Origin of the sequence: Leisingera sp. ANG-M1 (assembly GCF_000813745.1) — a bacterium.
GTDB lineage: Bacteria > Pseudomonadota > Alphaproteobacteria > Rhodobacterales > Rhodobacteraceae > Leisingera.
The window spans coordinates 25,976-27,491 of the sequence record NZ_JWLC01000040.1; the positions used below are offsets into that span (position 1 = coordinate 25,976).

Genomic DNA, 1,516 nt, shown 5'->3' on the forward strand with positions numbered 1-1,516 from the left:
GCGCTTGCGGCAGTTTCAAGGACAATGGCCCCAGCCCCTTCACCAAGGTTTAGTCCGTCGCGATCCCTGTCAAAGGGACGGCAGCGTCCTGCGGCGAGGGCTCGCAGGCTTTCGAATCCGTGATACAGGAAATCCGACACGACCTCGGTCCCAGCAGCAATGGCAATCTCAGACTTGCCGCTTGCCAAACACCGCAACGCTTCACCTATAGCAACCGACGAGGCGGTACAGGCAGTTGAAATCACGATTGGCTTACGCACGGCATCAAGCCTGGACAAATCGAAATCCCATTGTGCCCTTGCGGCGCTGCCCGGATCTCCGGCCCGGCGTAACCTCTGCCAGCGGCCGATTTCACCGTGTACGCTGCCTGCAAAGACAGGAAGATCGCCAAGCCCAGACAACCCGCTTTCCTGCAATGCCATGCCAATGGCATCACAAAGCATATCCTCGGCGTTGAGCCGAGCACCTTTCCTTGCGGAAACTAGCCCGACCCAGCTTTGCAGTGCTTTGCCAGGCCAGTGACGCTCGACCGGAGACAGCCCACTTTGGCCGGACGAAAAGGCCTTGCGATGGACCTCAAGACCACGGCCAAGGCAGCTGATCGCACCTATGCCGGTGATAAGAGCTCTCATGCGGGTTCTGCCTCGGCTTCGGTCAGCTTGCTGAGCGACTTGATAGTCGAGGTCAGATCGCGATGATCATTGCTTGTCAAACATTGTAGGTCGGAATGATTGCGGATCCAAAGGCCTTTCATCGTCCGGCCTGCCCCAATTTCAATGCCTCTCGTGATCCCCAAGTCGCGAACGCGAAGCATTGTTTCCCGCCATTTCACAGGCGCCAGCATGTGCCTGGCCAACTCTTCGCGGACCTGCTCCGAAGTTGTCAGCAGCGTAGCATCGGTATTGGCAATGACTGGACAGACCGGATCCCGGAACGTGGTCGCCGCGATATGATCGGCAAAAGCCCGCGCTGCGTTGCCGATCAAAGGCGAATGATAAGCCCCTGCCACGTCAAGGGCGACGCAGGTAATCCCGTTCGCCTTCAGATCGGTTTGCAGGTGGTCCAGACTGTTTTTTTCACCGGATACAATTAATTGCCCCGGGGCGTTGTCATTGGCAAGCCAGGCGGCGTCCCGGTCCTGCAGATACGACGCCAGAACGTCCGTGGCCAGGCCCGAGACCGCCAGCATTGCGCCGTCATGCCGTTGGTTTTGACGATCCATCAACAGGCCGCGATGGTTCACTAGCTGCGTACCTGCATCCAGATCCATGACTCCGGCGGCGACCAAAGCGCTAAACTGGCCGAGACTGTGACCGCAAACGGCATCCGGCTGATACCCGGTTTCTTCTGTTACGGCCCGCAGAAGACCAACGCTCAGGGCAAAAATGGCCAGTTGAGCGGCATGGGTGCCCTGCAGCTCTCTCCGCGGACCCGTTTTCATTAAGCGCTGCAAGGGTAGGCCGCTGATCTCCTCCACCTGTGCAACCGTTTGCTGCACAGCAGGGCGGCGGCGAAG

Annotated in this window: 2 protein-coding genes; both read right to left on the reverse strand. The window is 58.9% G+C overall.

Annotated elements, in window-relative coordinates:
- The coding region (locus RA19_RS24910; RefSeq protein WP_039168399.1) for a beta-ketoacyl synthase N-terminal-like domain-containing protein at positions 1-632 on the reverse strand (632 nt) is incomplete at its 3' end.
- Positions 629-1,516 (reverse strand): ACP S-malonyltransferase (locus tag RA19_RS24915; RefSeq protein ID WP_082020686.1); only part of this gene is annotated, 888 nt, incomplete at its 5' end. The genes RA19_RS24910 and RA19_RS24915, both read right to left, overlap by 4 nt.